At 54.4% G+C, this 16,728-nt stretch carries 14 protein-coding genes; 8 read left to right on the top strand and 6 right to left on the bottom strand.

Translation table 11 applies throughout. The features are described from left to right. The first annotated feature begins 286 nt into the window (after nucleotides 1-286). Nucleotides 287-1,402, top strand: coding sequence for an NAD-dependent epimerase/dehydratase family protein (locus tag GE278_01875; protein ID QLK59602.1), 1,116 nt, complete (start codon nucleotides 287-289; stop codon nucleotides 1,400-1,402). Nucleotides 1,403-1,502: 100 nt separating this feature from the next. Here GE278_01875 and GE278_01870 read toward each other — a convergent pair whose 3' ends face one another. The 3 genes from GE278_01870 to GE278_01860 form a co-directional block, all read right to left on the bottom strand. Further along, entirely contained in the window at nucleotides 1,503-2,126 is a 624-nt protein-coding gene (locus tag GE278_01870; protein ID QLK59601.1) for a glutathione S-transferase, read from the bottom strand. Between the two features lie 42 nt (nucleotides 2,127-2,168). Further along, on the bottom strand, nucleotides 2,169-2,702 hold the full coding sequence (locus GE278_01865; protein QLK59600.1) for a GNAT family N-acetyltransferase: 534 nt from the start codon (nucleotides 2,700-2,702) through the stop codon (nucleotides 2,169-2,171). 97 nt (nucleotides 2,703-2,799) lie between these two features. Then, nucleotides 2,800-3,678, bottom strand: coding sequence for a helix-turn-helix domain-containing protein (locus tag GE278_01860; protein ID QLK59599.1), 879 nt, complete (start codon nucleotides 3,676-3,678; stop codon nucleotides 2,800-2,802). Between the two features lie 187 nt (nucleotides 3,679-3,865). Between GE278_01860 and GE278_01855 the strand changes: the two genes are divergently transcribed. Then, nucleotides 3,866-4,771, top strand: a complete 906-nt coding sequence (locus GE278_01855; GenBank protein QLK59598.1) for an EamA family transporter — start codon at nucleotides 3,866-3,868, stop codon at nucleotides 4,769-4,771. Nucleotides 4,772-4,887: 116 nt separating this feature from the next. After that, nucleotides 4,888-5,268 (top strand): tautomerase family protein, encoded by a 381-nt coding sequence (locus GE278_01850; GenBank protein QLK59597.1) that lies wholly within the window; start codon nucleotides 4,888-4,890, stop codon nucleotides 5,266-5,268. Nucleotides 5,269-5,283: 15 nt separating this feature from the next. On the opposite strand, the gene GE278_01845 is transcribed toward GE278_01850, so the two are convergent. Next, a complete protein-coding gene (locus tag GE278_01845; GenBank protein QLK59596.1) occupies nucleotides 5,284-6,027 on the bottom strand; it encodes an SDR family oxidoreductase in 744 nt (247 codons plus the stop codon). 113 nt (nucleotides 6,028-6,140) lie between these two features. Here GE278_01845 and GE278_01840 point away from each other — a divergent pair, with 113 nt between their 5' ends. Both GE278_01840 and GE278_01835 read left to right on the top strand, forming a co-directional pair. Continuing rightward, complete coding sequence (locus GE278_01840) at nucleotides 6,141-7,046, top strand: LysR family transcriptional regulator (GenBank protein QLK59595.1); 906 nt, start codon at nucleotides 6,141-6,143, stop codon at nucleotides 7,044-7,046. A 55-nt stretch (nucleotides 7,047-7,101) separates the two neighbouring features. Continuing rightward, nucleotides 7,102-7,590: a hypothetical protein gene (locus GE278_01835; protein QLK59594.1), complete on the top strand. Its 489-nt coding sequence runs from the start codon at nucleotides 7,102-7,104 to the stop codon at nucleotides 7,588-7,590. 41 nt (nucleotides 7,591-7,631) lie between these two features. Here GE278_01835 and GE278_01830 read toward each other — a convergent pair whose 3' ends face one another. Further along, nucleotides 7,632-9,227: a hypothetical protein gene (locus GE278_01830; protein QLK59593.1), complete on the bottom strand. Its 1,596-nt coding sequence runs from the start codon at nucleotides 9,225-9,227 to the stop codon at nucleotides 7,632-7,634. Nucleotides 9,228-9,375: 148 nt separating this feature from the next. Next, nucleotides 9,376-10,533: an FAD-dependent urate hydroxylase HpxO gene (hpxO, locus tag GE278_01825; protein QLK59592.1), complete on the bottom strand. Its 1,158-nt coding sequence runs from the start codon at nucleotides 10,531-10,533 to the stop codon at nucleotides 9,376-9,378. 245 nt (nucleotides 10,534-10,778) lie between these two features. Between hpxO and GE278_01820 the strand changes: the two genes are divergently transcribed. The 3 genes from GE278_01820 to GE278_01810 all read left to right on the top strand — a co-directional run bounded on the left by GE278_01820 (nucleotide 10,779) and on the right by GE278_01810 (nucleotide 16,728). Beyond that, nucleotides 10,779-11,633 (top strand): LysR family transcriptional regulator, encoded by an 855-nt coding sequence (locus GE278_01820; GenBank protein QLK59591.1) that lies wholly within the window; start codon nucleotides 10,779-10,781, stop codon nucleotides 11,631-11,633. A gap of 96 nt (nucleotides 11,634-11,729) precedes the next feature. Beyond that, entirely contained in the window at nucleotides 11,730-13,148 is a 1,419-nt protein-coding gene (locus tag GE278_01815) for a deaminase (protein ID QLK59590.1), read from the top strand. A gap of 436 nt (nucleotides 13,149-13,584) precedes the next feature. Further along, the gene (locus GE278_01810) at nucleotides 13,585-16,728 is read left to right on the top strand and encodes a hypothetical protein (protein ID QLK59589.1); all 3,144 of its coding nucleotides are present in this window, start codon (nucleotides 13,585-13,587) and stop codon (nucleotides 16,726-16,728) included.

Genomic DNA, 16,728 nt, shown 5'->3' with positions numbered 1-16,728 from the left:
TTTTACCTGCAAAAAATGTCACCTGCACGTCGGCGTTCCTCCCCGGCAGATTACGGCATAATTTGACTTAAATGATGCTTTATTACTTCCCACGGGTTTTATAAAGTTGTTTCCCGGTGTAAGTAATAAATGCCAGTTATTTAATTTTGGATAAGAATGAACTTTTCAAAATTTTTAAGCTTTTCGTGCTGTTGAGCTACCGTTTAATAAGCGCAAAAAACGGTATACGTTTCGTTTATCATGCCGGTGGTACTGTCGCATCACTTTCCCGTTGCAGGTCTTAATGATGAACAGTATTTTAATTACCGGAGCCACCGGTTTTGTCGGCGGCGCAGTTGTTGAATATTTCTTACGCCAGAAATTAACGGAAAAAAACCAAATATTATTATTAGTCAGGGCCGACGATAATGCGACGGGACTCGCCAGAATCATCGATAATTTAAAAAAATTTGAATTAAGCGACAAATTACTTTCCACGCTAACGGAACAATCTATTTTGACCGGCGACCTTGCCGAGCCAGAAAGTTTTATTCACGATGCGCGTTTAGATGACGTCACCCACGTGATCAATTGCGCTGCGATTGCCTCGTTCGGTAACAATCCGGCGATGTGGCGGGTGAACGTCGAGGGTTCTCTGGTATTCGCCAAACGTATGGCGCAGGTGAAAGGACTGCAGCGTTTTGTCCACGTCGGTACGGCAATGGCCTCGATGCCGGACAAAGACAGCGTGTTCTACGAAGGAATGCCGGACAACGAACACAACGAAGATCTGGTTCAGTACACCATTTCCAAACGCGCTATCGAGAATCTGGTGCGTTCAGAATGCCCGACGCTGCCGTTTGTGGTGGCGCGTCCATCGATTATCGTTGGTCACACTCAGTATGGCTGCCAGCCTTCCAGCAGCATTTTCTGGGTGTTCATGATGGCGATTAAACTGAAAAAATTCACCTGTAATCTCGATGATGAAGTGGATGTTATTCCGGTAGATTACTGCGCCATGGTACTGGTGAAACTCTGCCTGGCCGATGAACTGAGCCACAGTTTCTACCATATTTCCTCCGGCGCAGAGATGTGTACGCCTTTCCATGAAATTGATACGTCAGTAGCAAAAGCCAATAATACGTCGCGCATTATTAGCGAGTATGAGCAGATCAGTTATCAGGAATTTACCGGCATCCGTAAACAGTTTAAAGATGTGCTCGGCCCTTGTAATGACAAGATTATTTTACGCGCCATTAAACTGTACGGCGGTTTCGCACAATTAAACGTGAAATTTGATAATTCCCGGCTGATGGATATGGGCATTCCCAAACCTGCGGCGTTTAAAAGTTATATTGATAAATGCGTTTACTCGACGCATGGCCAGACCATCCCCGAGCTCATGAGAGTCGATTTTAAATAAACCGATACGTTTATTAGACAAAAAGAAAAATATAATGACGCAGCGCCGGACAGTGCTGCGTCATTTTTTATTACATCGCTTGTAAATCAGCAAGGACGACTCATACCATGCCGTTTCGGCCAAACAGCCGGTAACCTTCGCGCTGATTCAACCGGTCATAATAGGCCGAGACCGCAGGCAGTGTCGGGCGTGGCATTGGCGTCATCGACCAGCGGTTTACAGAAAGTCCGAGAGGAATATCAGCCAGCGAAAAATTATCGCCCAGCACGTAATCGCCGCTGCGCCGGAGTTGTTCTTCCAGCATCTGCATATGGCGGTTCCATTCGCTGACACCGGCATCAATCAATGCAGGATCGGTATGCTGCGGACTGTTACGCGCCAGCGCCGGAAACGCATAGCGCCAGGAATTGTTCAGTTCGCCCGCCTGCCAGTCCATCCATTGTTCGGCCAGCGCACGGCGTTTCGGCTCCGTCGACAGCAAATCCTCCCGCCCTTCCCTCGCCGCCAGATAGCGGCAAATTACATTGGACTCCCACAGCACAAACTCATCGTCGAGCAGCACAGGGACCATCGCATTCGGGTTCAGCGCCTTAAATTCCGGCGTCTGTGTGGACTGAAAACCCGAACCATATTGCTCCTGTTCAACCTCAAGCCCCAGCTCATGACAGGTCCACAACACCTTACGTACATTGATCGACGTCGATTTACCCAGAATTTTCAGCATGATTTCCCCTGCAAAATGGAACAACCGCCATGACGGGTGAGATTACCGGCGGCGGAGAAAAATCCGCGTCGCCGAGCCGTGATAAGTGGTGTCGGTTTCCGCGACAAATCCGCACTTTTCCGCCAGCCGGATTGACGCCTGATGCTCCGGGTCAATAATGCAGCATAGCTGACGATCGAGATGTGTATCGGCCCATTTCAGCACCGCCTGCGCAGCTTCGAAGGCGTAACCTTTTCCGTGAAATGCAGGCGCAATCACCCAACCCATTTCCGCCATGCCGTCGAGCGAGGGCGCGATTTCACGCTGGTAATCCGCCAGCCCTATCTCTCCGGCAAATGCCCCTTCTGCACCATTATGCTTTTCGTACACAATCCAGTAGCCAAAGCCCAGCATCTGCCAGTGGCCGGGATAACGCAGCAAGCGGCTCCAGCTGGCTTCGTGGCTCGACGGGGTTCCGCCAATGAATTTCACCACGGCGGGATCGGCCCACTGCGCGGCAATCGCTTCAAAATCATCAACGCGATGACCGCGTAAAATCAGGCGTTCGGTTTCAATAACGGGGACCTGGGTGTGCATAGTTTTCCCTGAGATTTTCTCTGATAGTTTGGACAGCCGTTAAATTAGCACCAGAACTGAGGGGACAGGAAGAGAGCAGAACAGAAGGGAAAAAATTTCAAACGATAATGCCGCTGCGCAGCGCCGTCGGCGTCATGCCGCGCACGGATTTAAAGCGGTTGCTGAAATGGCTGGTGGAACTGAACCCGCATTCCAGCGCAATAGTAGTGATCTCCATGCCGGTGGATTTCAGTAGTTGTTCCGCGCGGATCAGTCGTGCATTCATCACGTACTGATGCGGTGCCATGCCCATACTTTGTTTGAACATACGCGCAAAATGGAACTCGCTGAGCTCCGCCAGCAATGCAAGTTCAGGCAGCATCAGGGGCTGTGCAAGATTGGCATGAATATAGTCTTTCACGCGGTTGAGAATATGCGGAGCCAGTCCGCCGCGCACCGTCGGCAACGCCCATTGCAGATGGGTGTAATTCTTCACCAGATGCGCCATCAGCAGGTTTGCTGCGCTGCTGAGCATCAGCTGATTGCTGTTTTCCTGCCATTGGCTGCTGAGCAAAAAGTGTCGATACAGCAGAGTGATCTGTGGATCTTCCTCGAACGTGCGCTCTTCCATCTGAATCGAGGCGGGGCTGCGGTCCCATGTTTGCTCCACCAGATGCCGCAGATGCCCGTCGGTGCAATACAGATGTACGAACGACAAATCATCACGCACATCCCAGCTGGACATGCTGTTTTTCGGCATGATGCAAAACCGGTCTGGCCCGCCGCCGTTGCGCCAGCCGCCACGTGTTTTGTGATAGCACTCATAACCGTCAGCGACGTAAAGGCTCAGCGTATGGTGATCGGAGCTTTCCTGCGTCACGGTGTCATTTTTATTCGACCAGGCTGCCAGCTGAATGCCGGAACCCAGTTCCACACTGTCGTGCAGAACCGCTTTGTGCTTACGCAGCGTGTCGAAAGCCTGATAAACCTTAGTCATGGCATGCACCGGTGGAAGGAAGAATACGTCCAGTTTACGGGTTTTGGCAGCATCAGAGCCAGATTTAGCTGCTTTGGCGCAGAAAAAAATGCGCAAGAATCTGCAACTCACCGCAATCCGCTGCAAGCCAACGCCACCGACTTTCCGCACACTTCTCTCAGACCATTATTTTCGATGAGAGAAGTACATGAATGCACTGCTTTATATCTCCGTGATTATTATCTGGGGCACGACCTGGTTTGCAATTTATCTGCAACAGGGCGATGTGCCTGTGACGGTATCGATTTTTTACCGCTTCCTGCTGGCGGCGGTGATCATGCTGGTGGCGCTGCTGGCCGCCCGTCGTCTGCGTCGTCTGGCTCTGAAAGACCACCTGTTCTGCATGGTGCAGGGCTGCTGTGTCTTCGCCTTCAACTTTTACTGTTTCTATCACGCCGCGTCTTACATCACCAGCGGGCTGGAATCAGTGATTTTTTCGATGGCGGTGCTGTTTAACGCCTTTAACGGCATGCTTTTTTTCCGTCAAAAACTGGCACCGGCGGTGATCCCGGCATCCCTTCTCGGGCTGGCGGGGATCGTCACGCTGTTCTGGCATGATTTGAGTGCCGCACACATCGCGCCTGAATTGCTGAAAGGCATCGGCCTTAGCCTGCTTGGCACTTACGGTTTCTCGCTGGGCAATATGATCAGCGCCCGCCATCAGCGCCGCGGTCTGGACGTGCTCTCGACCAACACCTACGCAATGTTCTACGGCACCGCAGTGATGGGTGCACTGAGCCTGTTTCAGGGCGCATCATTTGCCATCGATCTGACTCCGCAGTATCTCGGCTCGCTGGTCTATCTTTCGGTATTCGGCTCGGTACTCGCTTTCGGGATTTACTTCACGCTGGTAGGCCGCATCGGTGCCAGTCAGGCCGCCTACAGCACCCTGCTGTTCCCACTGGTCGCCCTGACGGTTTCCACCTTCTACGAAGGCTATCAATGGCACACCAACGCCGTCATCGGGCTGGCGCTGATCCTGCTCGGTAATCTGGTGATGTTCTGCCGCCCGGGTTGGCTGGAAATGTTCAGGCGGAAGGTAGCGGTAGTTTGAGACGAATAACCTCCTTACATAAAAATTAGCTCGACAGAATCACTCCTCATCATGCATACCTGAAAGGCCGCATCCAGCGAGATGCGTGCCCTGCAAATAAAAATGAGGATATAAAGATGCCATTTGTTCGTATTGATATGGTCGAAGGAAAACCCGAAACCTACCGCAAAACCGTGGGCGATACCGTTTACGAGGCATTGCGTGCCCAGATGAACGTACCGGAAAACGACCGGTTTATTGTCATCGCCGAACACTCTCCGGAAGAAATGATGATTTCTCCGGACTATCTGGATATCCAGCGTAGCCCAAACTGTATCGTCATTCAGATCACGCTAAATACTGGCCGTACAGTGGAAATGAAAAAAGCCTTCTATCACGCCGTTGCTTATGGCCTGCATGAAAGAGTGGGTTTGCGTCTGGAAGATGTGTTTATCAGTCTGGTGGAAGTGCCGAAAGAGAACTGGTCCTTCGGCAATGGTGAAGCACAGTACGCGTGATTTACAGTTATGCCCTCAAATAATCCCCCCGTTCGCCTTCAGCGTTTGCCCGTTAATCCACGCACCGTCGGGACCCGCGAGGAAGGCGACGACGGAGGCGATGTCTTCGGGCTGTCCGAGGCGTTGGAGCGGCGCGATTTTAGCGATATTTTCAATCAACTGCTCAGATTTGCCGTTTAGGAATAAATCCGTTGCCGTCGGACCGGGCGCTACCGTGTTCACGGTAATATTGCGGCCACGCATTTCTTTAGTCAGGACACGGCTCAGCGCTTCCACTGCGGCTTTCGTCGCGGCGTAGACGCCATACGTCGGCTGATATAAACCCACCACGCTGGATGAGAAATTGATAATGCGGCCCCCGTCGTGCAGGTTTTTTGCCGCTTCGCGCAGAGTGTTAAAAGTGCCTTTCAAATTGATGTCGATGAGGCGGTCAAACGCTGCGTCGTCGGTGTCTGCAATCGCGGAGAGCGTCATGATCCCGGCGTTATTGACCAGCACATCCACGCCGCCAAACGCCTGTTCTGCGCGGGCAAACATCATGCGGACAGCGACTGCATCGCTGACATCAGCCGGTATGCTGACCGCTTTTCCGCCCGCTTTTTCGATCTTACTCACCACCGCATCCGCCTCTGCCGCGCCGCGGGCATAGTTCACGATGACCGTGAAGCCGTCCTGCGCGAGCCGCTCTGCGATTGCTGCACCAATGCCGCGCGATGCGCCGGTCACCAGCGCCACCTTGTTTTGAGTCGAAGAGGTCATGGGGTGTTTCCTTAAGGATAATTATCGTTCAGTGAACCAAGCATAGCGGATTGACGCTGCCGGATAATTACCCGATATTCGATATCACTATCCGGTAAAGGCGAACAATCATTATGGATAAACTCGAGAGCATGCGGCTGTTTACCCGCGTGGTGGAACTGCGCAGTTTTACGCAGGCCGCAGAGGATCTGAGTCTCAAACGCTCAACGGTGACTGATGCCATCAAGCAGCTGGAGGCCAGGCTTAACGTACGTTTGCTACAACGAACGACGCGCCACGTCAGTCCGACGCTGGATGGTGAAGCTTATTATCAGCGCTGCCTGCGCATTCTGGCCGACGTGGAAGATGCAGAGATGGCTTTCGCCGGTGCGCAACCGAAAGGGCTGCTGCGGGTGGATGCGCACGGGACGCTGGCGCGACATTTTTTGTTGCCCGGCCTGCCGGATTTTCTGGCGCAGTATCCTGATATCGAGTTTTATCTGAGCGAAGGTGACCGGCTGGTGGATTTAGTCCGCGAAGGTATCGACTGCGTGATCCGCGCCGGTGAGCTGAAAGACAGCGATATGGTGGCCCGCCCGCTGGGAACGCTCGCTGAAATCACCTGCGCCAGCCCGAACTATCTGCAACGTTTCGGTATCCCCAACTCGCCTGATGATCTCAGCACTCACCGGATGATTGGTTACCGCTCAAGCGCGACCGGTGGCCTGTTGCCGCTGGTGTTTCAGATGCAGGGAAAATCGCGTGACGTGATGCTGCCGGCCAGCCTGTCGGTCAGCGGCGCAGAAAGCATGAAAGAAGCGGCACGGCGAGGGATGGGGATCATTCAGGTACCTAAGTACGGCCTGGAGGAGGATCTGGCTCAGGGAAAACTGGTGCACATTCTGGCGAATTTCCCGGTGGGTTCAATGCCAGTTTCCCTGCTTTATCCGCGCAACCGGCAGCTTTCGCCCCGCGTGCGGGTGTTTATCGACTGGATGGTCAAAGAGTTTGCCAGGCGTAATGCACTGCTGGCGGGATAGACCGTTCGGGTGTATTCAGAGTAAGTTAGAAAATACACGTTTGGGAGAATCGCTGATGACTACACCTGCTGTACTGCTGCATATCGGCAGCGAAGAAACGCTGATTACCATCAGAAATACTGACGGCAAAGACAAAACCCTGCCAATGACGCTCGGCTCGCAGCTGACTTCCGTCGGTTATTTTCGTCACTCACCGCCAACCCCGGATGAAATGGAAACTGCGATCATGGTGGTCGAAGATGAGATCAGTCGCATCCGTCATGACATCCCGCACGGCGCACAGTTATTTAGCAGTGACAACGATATCCGCGCACTGGCCCGGATTGCCGGTGTGGCAGAAAATGAAGTGATGACGCTCTCCGTCGAGGCCGTCGAACGCACATTCGACCGGCTGGCTTTGGTGATTAATGGCCGACCTGCACACTTTGAAGGTTTACCCGACGGCAATGATTTCGCTGCCACTTTGCTGATTCTGCGAGAGTTTATGCATCATCTGCAATTTTCAGACATTGTGCTGAAAGGCACGAAGTTTGAGATGGTATGAGGAGGGTTTACAGCCTCTCGCGAGGCTGTTTTGAAACGCTATCAGAACGTCGTTGAACTTTTTTGTAGCTGATCAGGATCAGCTTCCAGCAACACGAGACTGCTCAGATCCGGCAACGAGTGCTTTGTCAGGTAATCCTGAAATGACATCCGGGATTTATCATTTTCCCAGGCTGATTGCAGCTTACCGAGCAAATCGGTGGTTTTCGACGTTTCCACCGGCGTGGTGGTGTCTGACTCGAGCCATCCCTTCACATACTTTTGGATATGCGTGGACGTACTGGCGGTCTGATCCACCGATGCACTCACCAAGGCTCCCTTCTGATACTGGATATTCGTGGCGCTCTCTGCTTTATCATTAATCTGATAATACAGGTAATTCTGCGAATTACGGTCAGTCGTCAGGTTGAGCTTTAAGCCTGGTGTCAGCGATTTGTGGTAGCTGGCAACCAGATGAGACTGCTGTTTCTGCGAGATGTTGCGATCCTGCGTGCCGGTTCCTGTAATGCTGCTCGACTGCGAAACCTGATAGGAGAAGGTGTCCACTTCGTCAGGACGCATCGGGTTGGTTTTATCCCCCGGCGTCTGTGAGATTGACGCTGTGAAATCTGCCAGCCCGGAGACCATGTTTTTATCAGTCTTCGTCAGTGAGAAATATACCGGCTCTTTACCGCTGCTTTTGTGCGTCGTCGACGTCTCACCATAATTGCTGTTCAGCGCCGTGAAGGCATCTTTGAACATCGACATCAGCGAATCATTGGCGTTGCCGCGCACACCCGCACTGTCGAACTGCTTCAGATACTGATTCAGCGCCTGCGTCTGCTGGCTGTCGGTGCCCAGAAGTGCGCGCTTACTCATGTCCACGCTGATATCTACAGTGCCGTCAATCCCGGAAGATTTCGCCGAACGGGTACTGGCATCAGCGTGGAAATCCAGCGTCTGCGTATTGTCCGTGCCCAAGCTGGCGTGCAGATCAACAAACGTCAGCACCGAGGTATCAAACTTCGTCAGGCCGCTCAGATCGAGCTTCGGCGGCTGCGCCGTCAGCCCATCAATAGCTTTCTGAAAACCGTCGGCCATCTTCGCCAGCGCTTGCCTGTCGGTATCACTCAGCGTGCCTTTGCTGACGTTGACCTGCACACCAAGGCCGTCATCATCACTCCCGAGTGTGATCTCCACCAGCGCGCCGCTGGCGGTTTTGATGCTCAGGCTGATCTGATTGTCAGCTTTAGTGTGCAGTTGCGATTGCTTAGAAACGGTCGCCAGCGACGAGGCAGAATCCGCCTGCGATGCAGATGTCTGTCTGATGACGGACTGCGAATAATTTCCGCCATTTTGTGCAAAGCGCTCCATCAGCGCCGAACCGAGACCGGCAAAACGCGCCGCATTCCCGGAGGCACTGAAGTTACCTGCGAGTTTTGAAGAAAGAAGATCACCTGAAGCACTTTCCCAGACCAAAGCCGGCCGGGTGATGGTGTAAACCGGCGTACTGGTTGTCGTCTGACCGAGGGTAACAGCGGTCGACTGCGGAGTAGCAGCCGGCTGTTGAACCACAGCGGAGGACACCGTCGCCGTTGTTTTTATTGCGGTTACCAGTGGCATAACCGACTGATTTCCTGCCAGAGAATTGATTGTCATGCCGATAAGTCCCTATGTTTTCTGCGCATAGCGCCAGTGGATATCATGATCCTACTGATGCTATTTTCGGCAAAAACGCAGAGAACTTTACGGTTGATGAAAGGGGAATACGGGGGACACGCCTCTTCAGATCACAAATTAAGAGAGATTATTCCAGCGGCCCGCCCAAAATAGTTTCGCACATGCCGGAGAGAATACGTTCGCCCGTTTCCTGTTTCAGGTCTTCGTACCATTGTTCGGTCACCGCCATTTCTTTGCCGTGGGTAACGTCGCAACGCTTGCGCGCCTTCAGCACCAGGTCCTTCACGCGATACGCGCGTTTTTCCTGATAGCGTAGTAGTGCATCTTCAATCCCCAACGAATTAGTTTGCAGCATGTTCGCCAGCACGACGGCATCTTCCATCGCCGCGCAGCCGCCCTGCCCGATGTCCGGCGTGGTGCTATGGCCGGAATCCCCCAGCAGTGCAATGCGCCCCTTCACCAGTTGCATAAACGGGTCGATGTCGTGGATTTCCACGCGGTTGGTGGTTTGCGGATTGATCATCCCGATGAGTTTCTGCACCGGCGCAGCCCATCCGGCAAAATAACGCTGTAAATCGTCGCGCAATGTGTCGCGGTCTTCCGGCAAACCTTTGGGCAGCGGCACGTCGAAGAAGAAGTAGAAACGGTTGCCGCTCACCGGCATCAGGGAAACGCGTTTCCCTTCACCAACAAACGTCGTCCACTGATCGGCGGGCGCGATGCTTTCGTCGATTTCCACCAGCCCGTTCCAGTTAACGTAACCGGCATAGCGGCGCTCAGTGGCGTAGCCAAGCACGCGCTGACGGATCACAGAATGAGTGCCGTCGGCGGCGATCAGTAAATCGCCGGTGGCGGAAGTACCGTCGTCAAACCAGGCGGTGACGCTGTCGGCTGACTCTTCAATGTGCGTCACGCGCTTGCCGAACTGCACCTTGTCGCGCCCATAAGTATCGAGCAACATCGACTGTAGCTCGGCACGCGACACCGGATAAGGCTGTTCGCCGACGCTCTGGATTAGCGGATCCATACTGAATCGCGTCATGGTCTGGCCTTGCTGATATTCTTTGTACGCCATGAAGCGCATTTGCCCGCCGAGCGCCCGCAGCGCGTCTTTCATGCCAAGATAATTCAGGCATTTCACACCGTTTGGCCAGATTGAAATGGCCGCGCCGACCGGTTTGATCTCTTTCACCGCCTCGTATACAGCGGTCTCGATACCAAAACGCTTCAGCGCAATCGCCGCACACGTACCGCCAATACCGCCACCAATCACGATCGCTTTCATGTTTTTCTCCTTGAAGTCTCACAAGGAAAAAGCAATTTCTGTACCACAACGGCGATTGGCCACAAATGGCTTGTATACAATCTTAAGTCCAATCGCCGGACGTGTAAGGAGTACAGCTTGCGCTACAACGAGGCGCAATGGTGGCGCAAAATCGTTGCAATGAACCAGTCTGGTGCGCGAGGGCGAAGGTTGATACTCTCCAATCTATTCATATTTTAAATACCGTAACCAGAAGTAGTGATGAAATGAATCGCTATCCGATGTTCAGCCCTCAGCAGTTACTCAGTTTTGTCGCCGTCTGCGAGACAGGCAGCTTTACCCGTGCCGCCGATCGCGTCTATTTATCGCAATCGACGGTCAGCCAGCAAATCCGCCGCCTGGAAGAGGCGCTCGGTAAACCGTTATTAGAGCGCACGTCGCATCAGGTACAACTCACCGAAGAAGGTGAACGGCTGCTTGGCTACGCGCGCCGTATTATCGCGCTCAACGGCGAGGCACATGATGCCCTGAGCGATCAGTGGCGTGACGGCGTAGTCCGCCTCGGCGTGCCAGAAGATTTTGCCGCTGCTACCACTTCACTGCTGGCGCAATTTTGCCGCGAGCATCCGCATATCCGGCTCGACGTCACCAGCGGGCTGAGCCACGAGCTGAGGCGCGCGTGGCAGCAGGACATGCTGGATATCATTCTGGTGAAGCAACTGACCGGCGAGAAAGCCAACGCGTCGCGCCCCGAGCCGATGCTGTGGCTCGACAGCGCAGAGTTTCCGGCGTTTGAGCGCGATCCGGTGCCGTTGGTGCTGTTTCCGCTCAATGCGCTGTATCGCGACGAACTGTGTCAGGCGCTGGACGCCATCGGGCGCAGCTGGCGAATAAGCTACAGCAGCGCCAGCCTTGCTGCGCTGGTCGCCGCAAGCGCCGCCGGACTGGGTGTTACGCTATTGCCCGCCAGCTGCCGCCTGCCGGAGCATCGAATTTTGGGTGCTGAGAACGGATTGCCGCCAATCGATAACGTCGAACTGGCGCTGTTTTATCGCCCCGACGCCACCCCTGCACAGATAGCGCTTGCCGAAAAATTACGGATATTTTGCCAGCTCAGCTAGCCATTGCGTTTTCCACTGGCTGGCAGTGGCAAATATCGCAGCCGGAACCGGCGGGATATTTTAGGGTGATGGGAAAAGCAGCATCCTCTGAGCATCATGATTAAGGAATTCGACGTGCAAAATCCTCAGCAACAAAGTCGCAGAAACTTTCTCTCTCACAGCGCCAAAATCACCGCCACCAGCGCGCTGCTGGCCACCGGTATGGCCTCGGCGTCTACTCTCGGCGCGGGTGAAAAACAAGAAAAATGCGAAAACACCGGCCAGATAACCACAATATCCACGCCTCACTACCTGCTGCGTAATGTCAGGCTGGAAGAAGGGTTTGAGCGCGAAGGCGATATGATCATCGGCACGCGGACCGGGCTGTACAATTTGGAGATCAATAACGGCAAGATCGTTGCTATTCAGCCCACCAACGGCGCATCGCCCGGCATGTTGCCAGCCTTTGATGCCAAAGGATTACTTCTGCTTCCCGCCACGCGCGACATGCATATTCACCTCGATAAAACGTTTTACGGCGGCAAATGGGAAGCGCCGCGCCCGCGCAAGGGCAAAACGATCATGGATATGATTGCCCGCGAGCAAGTGCTGATCCCAAAACTGTTGCCGACGTCGGTCGAACACGCCGAGGCGATCATCGGCCTGTTGCATTCCAAAGGCACCACTGTGGCGCGCAGCCACTGCAATATCGATCCGGTTAGCGGTCTGAAAAGCCTCGAACATCTGAAAATAGCGCTGGAAAAACATCAGCAAGATTTCAGCTGTGAAATCGTGGCATTTCCACAGCACGGTTTACTGCATTCCAAAGTCGATGGCCTGATGCGCGAAGCAATGCAGATGGGCGTGCAGTACGTTGGCGGTCTGGATCCGACCAACGTCGACGGTGCGATGGAAAAATCGCTGGACGCGATGTTCCAGATTGCGCTCGATACCCAGAAAGGTGTGGATATTCATCTGCATGAAACCACACCAGCTGGGATCGCTGCGGTCAAATACATGATTCAGACCGTGGAGAAAAACCCGCAACTGAAAGGCAAAGTGACGCTCAGCCACGGTTTCGCGCTGGCGATGATGCAGGGCAAAGAACTTGAAGAAGTGATCGCGGGGCTTTCCGAACAGCAGTTCACCGTCGCCTCCACCATCCCGCTTGGAAAACTGAACATGCCGCTGCCACAGCTGAGCCAAAAAGGTGTCTTCGTTATGACTGGCACCGACAGCGTGATCGACCACTGGTCACCGTTCGGCACCGGCAGCATGTTGGAAAAAGCCAGCCTGTACGCCCAGCTCTACGGCAACTCCGACGAATTTGGCCTTACGCGCTCTCTCGCCATCGCCACCGGCAACGTTCTGCCACTCGACGACGCCGGTCAGCGCCAGTGGCCTGCCATCAACGATAGCGCCGAAATGATCCTGGTCGACGCCAGCTGCTCAGCGGAAGCCGTTGCGCGGGTGTCAGAGGTTAAAGCAACGTTCCATCAGGGCAGGCTGGTCTTTGGGGCTGTTGGGAAAGTTTGATATTCAGAAAGAAGTAAACCCAGAAACTAAAAAGCCCCTCGCGGGTGGACTGACCCCATAAAGTTGGACAGTTCATGTTAAGCCCCTTTAAGAGCTTATAATTGTGTTGCCGGATTGCGGCAACAAAAACCAGATACGTCACCTCTGAGGGGAGCGGGTATCTGGTGAAATCGGTTATCGCAACTTATTCTGGCACTGACGTGCCTCTTATGCACAGTGCTTTCAGGTAGGCAATAAATATCCATTTTTTAACTTTCTGCATTCCACCATGCGTTAATTGCGTATTCCGATGTTTTCGGCCAGTGATCCCGGTATTCACCGGCGGCCACGGCCCGGCCGTGCGGTAACCTATTGCGGCAATTGAGGAAATTTTAGTTAAGTCCCGGACGGTGTATGATGTGGCAATAAACAGCATAAAGAGTAAGGGATATTCTGAATGGACACAGAAGCACAGGCCATGAAAGCGCTGGCCATGGAAATTGCGGCGGCGGCTCAGCAGGCGGCGGCCGGACCATCGGGCTGCAAAGCGTGCGAGCGAAAGGGCGTGCCCATTCTGCCACTGCGAGTGGCTGTGATGCTGAATCATACGGTGAGAACCGACTGGCATCCCGCTGTTCCGAAGCAGGATGTTGAACTGACCGGCGGTGCATTCAAATACGGCCTGCGCACCCTGCGCATGGGCTATCTGTACGTCCTGCTCGATAACAGCGTCTGGGAAGGTTATGAAGTGACGGCGGATGGCTGTCTGCGTTATTTCAATGCGAATGAAATGCCTGAAGGCGGTACGGTAATTCCGTTGTCAGCGCGCTGCCGGCAGGCTCATCATGATATCAAATGCAGCTTCCTGCATATCGACAACTACAAGGACAGAACGGTCTGGCTGGCGTTCAGCAGTGATGCCTGGAGTCCTGAGGTGCTGAAGGGATACCAGAGCGGCGACCGTCCGGCCAGTCGCTTTACCAGACTCACCGTCAGTAAAGAGGGCAAGGTAACGGCGGAAGGCGCTCTGGTGGTGGACACCTCCCTGTCGGCGCTGACCCAAAATGTGGCGGAGTATGCGACGGAATTTTTCCCCAATACGGCGACGGTCGGGGGTAACGTCAAAGGCGGCGCGCACGGTTTTTATTCCCGCAAGCACCCCATCAAACTCCACGCCCTGAGCAACTACGTCAACCAGCTCACTGACCAGTACAAATGTCCGGTGACGGCCGTGCCGGTGGATGATGTGGTGGGGGTGGTGCAGGAGCTGAATGTCGGGCGACTGATGTTGCTGGAAGAAGCGAACGAATATATCGAAGAACCCTGCGTATTCCATAAGCACGCGATATCGAAGGCCATCACCTGGTATCTCGGGGTGATAAAAAAAGGCATTGAGGAAAGCAGCCAGCCGCGGAATGAATCTGCCGGGCCGGCAATAGGAGGCTATGGTCCGGTCACCATTCCTAAAACGCAGGTGGCAGAGGAGACCTTTGCCCGCCAGTATGCCCGGCTCCTGGAGAGCTATGATGAACCGGCCAGAGCGGCATTTGCGCAGGATTTCGACAGCCATTTCACCACACCGATGAAACTCTTTACGGCAATAGATAAAGACCTGGCGGCCTGGTATCAGCATGAATTATGGCGAAGGGTGATAGAGCAGGATTATGCCCCGGAGAGCTGTGCTTCTGGCTGGGCCTGGCAGATGCTGACCGTGGCGGCCTGTGTGCAGGGGGGAGCGATGAGTGAGGCGACCGATAAGGTCTGGCGTGAGCAGTGGCTGAATACCGCCACGTCGCCGGCGTACCTCGGTTTTACCGGGATGCAGACCTCGCTGATGGGAACTCTGTTCAGTGGTGCCAACGTTTACGGCGACTTAAAAACGGGCACCACCGCGGATGAGTTCGGCAGTATCCTGAAAAACTCCGCTATTCAGCGAGGGTTTGCCACCCGCCTGGTGGCGCTGAGCGGCTCGCTCAGCCGGCCGGGAATGACAGTGTCAGCTGCCACCCGCAAAGGTTATATGGCCATGACACAGGGCGCGATGCTGACGGCCGGGGAGTCCACAGTGGTGGTGACGTGGCATACCACGCTGCGGAAGCTGAAGCGCCGGCTGAAATATGATGCGGTCCTGCGTCAGATGGTGTCGAAAAATAACGCCACCTTTGAGGTAATCAGCGAGCAGCTCGACCTGAAGGCGCCTGCACGGGGCGGTAGCGGCCTGTTGGTGGATGAGCTGATGGGAATACACGGAAAAATGCAGGATACCCCGGTCCGGGTGGAGTTCAGCATCCCGGGAACAACGGATGAAATCCAGAGGGTCTTCCCGCAGCTGAACCACGCCGGCACCACGTCCGGGAACCTGCCGGTGCTGAATGAACTCGATGACGTCTTTATTTCGGATATGTCGCTGCAGGGCAAGGAGCTGAAAGATCCGATATTCCGTGCCAGCTATGCGCAGATAGCAAAGCTGAATGAACGGACCATGCGCATGCTCAGCGGGGACGGTTTTGGTCTGATTATGGGGGCGGGGCTGATGGCGCTGCAGGTGGGAAATATGCAGCATCTGGGGGAGGAGTTACGGCAGTCTGTCGGGACCAGCGTAGACGCAGCGGCGGATACCGCCATTACTACGCTGTTGTTCATTGAGGGGATGTCTGAAGTGTCCGGGTTTGCCTCAAAGCTGGCGGTGAAACTGAACTGGGTGGTGCTAAGTGAAGCACAGCAGGTGCCGCCGCTGGTGAGATTTGGCGGAGTGCTGGGAGGGATAGCGGCGGTCATTGATGGTGTTAGAAATATTTATCATGGGGTGAATTCCTGGGGACAAGGGGATAAAGCAGCAGCTATTGCCTACGACCTGGCTGGGGGGGCAATGGGCGTTGGTGGCGTTATTTCCGTTGTTTATGGTATTCGAGGGATTTTTGCCTTACTGGGAACGGAAAGTTTCAGTTTTATGGGGCTGGGTCCGGTGGGCCTAGCGACCCTGCTGCTGCTGTCGGGCATGGCGCTGGCGTATGAGGCCAGCGAGTTGCGGAGTACAGCGTTTGAAATCTGGCTGCGGCGGACCTGTTTTGGTATCCCTAACGGGGCAGTCGATGCCCTGCCGGTGTGGCATACCGACAGCCTGGAAGATATGGGCGAGGCTTTGATGGAAATTCGGGCGATAGCCGGCGGGATGGTGGCCGATGTGGCCTTTGCGTCAGACGTGGATATCCTGACCGGGAACCCGACAGTGAAGGGGATGGATTACCGGCGGGTGGACTTCCGGGTGAGTATGCCGGGCTGGGTGGACGGAAGCGGCGGCTGGTCGGTACAGCTTACCGGGAATGGAAAGACACTGTTCTCTGAATCAGATAATGCGCCGGGGACCGGGGATCATTATCAGCACAGTGGCCCGGAAGGATATTACAGACACGAATGGCGGCGTGACGGTGTGATGGGCGATGATGGTGAGGAAAAAGGCCCCTGGTGCCTGAGTCTGATGGTCAGCGTCTGGGTTCCAGCCGGCAGTACCCCTGAGGTCACACTGAGTACGGCATACTGGCCGGACAGCCAGGACCCGGACAACAAACTGGGCATGACGATCAGCGCGACACAGGGATGA

Source organism: Enterobacteriaceae bacterium Kacie_13 (genome assembly GCA_013457415.1).
Taxonomy (GTDB): domain Bacteria; phylum Pseudomonadota; class Gammaproteobacteria; order Enterobacterales; family Enterobacteriaceae; genus Rahnella.
This window is presented reverse-complemented; position numbering and strand designations above follow the sequence as displayed.

Coding starts and splice junctions, on each gene's coding strand:
- GE278_01845 (QLK59596.1), bottom strand. CDS start 6,027: ATGACCTCTTCGACTCAAAACAAGGTGGCGCTGGTGACCGGCGCATCG.
- GE278_01870 (QLK59601.1), bottom strand. CDS start 2,126: ATGCTGAAAATTCTGGGTAAATCGACGTCGATCAATGTACGTAAGGTG.
- GE278_01840 (QLK59595.1), top strand. CDS start 6,141: ATGGATAAACTCGAGAGCATGCGGCTGTTTACCCGCGTGGTGGAACTG.
- GE278_01850 (QLK59597.1), top strand. CDS start 4,888: ATGCCATTTGTTCGTATTGATATGGTCGAAGGAAAACCCGAAACCTAC.
- GE278_01860 (QLK59599.1), bottom strand. CDS start 3,678: ATGACTAAGGTTTATCAGGCTTTCGACACGCTGCGTAAGCACAAAGCG.
- GE278_01855 (QLK59598.1), top strand. CDS start 3,866: ATGAATGCACTGCTTTATATCTCCGTGATTATTATCTGGGGCACGACC.
- hpxO (QLK59592.1), bottom strand. CDS start 10,533: ATGAAAGCGATCGTGATTGGTGGCGGTATTGGCGGTACGTGTGCGGCG.
- GE278_01875 (QLK59602.1), top strand. CDS start 287: ATGAACAGTATTTTAATTACCGGAGCCACCGGTTTTGTCGGCGGCGCA.
- GE278_01810 (QLK59589.1), top strand. CDS start 13,585: ATGGACACAGAAGCACAGGCCATGAAAGCGCTGGCCATGGAAATTGCG.
- GE278_01830 (QLK59593.1), bottom strand. CDS start 9,227: ATGACAATCAATTCTCTGGCAGGAAATCAGTCGGTTATGCCACTGGTA.
- GE278_01820 (QLK59591.1), top strand. CDS start 10,779: ATGAATCGCTATCCGATGTTCAGCCCTCAGCAGTTACTCAGTTTTGTC.
- GE278_01835 (QLK59594.1), top strand. CDS start 7,102: ATGACTACACCTGCTGTACTGCTGCATATCGGCAGCGAAGAAACGCTG.
- GE278_01815 (QLK59590.1), top strand. CDS start 11,730: ATGATTAAGGAATTCGACGTGCAAAATCCTCAGCAACAAAGTCGCAGA.
- GE278_01865 (QLK59600.1), bottom strand. CDS start 2,702: ATGCACACCCAGGTCCCCGTTATTGAAACCGAACGCCTGATTTTACGC.